Below are 268 nucleotides of genomic sequence, written 5' to 3' on the forward strand. Positions count from 1 at the left end.
CGACCGCCTCGCATAACTGGCAAATTCCACCGTGTTGTCCACATATTCGTCGTCATTGCCTGCCAGTAGCACTAGGGCGGAGCGCTTCACGATTCTGACTGAATGACGACCGGCGGGGGCGACGACGCCCTTGTTCGCTAGCTTCGTCATCGTCCGCGAAACCGTCTCAATGGTCAGGCCAAGATAATCCGCAATATCGAGCCGGGTCATTGGCAGTTCGATGATGTTGTCGGACTGGCGACGGTCAATATCGCGAAGGAGTTCCTTC

Annotated in this window: 1 protein-coding gene; it reads right to left on the minus strand. The window is 56.3% G+C overall.

The features are described 5' to 3' along the window. A partial coding sequence (locus tag EOD29_RS32100; RefSeq protein WP_164763960.1) for a helix-turn-helix domain-containing protein occupies positions 1-268 on the minus strand: 268 nt, incomplete at both ends.

It is taken from the genome of Mesorhizobium sp. M1A.T.Ca.IN.004.03.1.1 (assembly GCF_003997555.1).
In the GTDB taxonomy this organism is placed as follows: Bacteria; Pseudomonadota; Alphaproteobacteria; order Rhizobiales; family Rhizobiaceae; genus Mesorhizobium.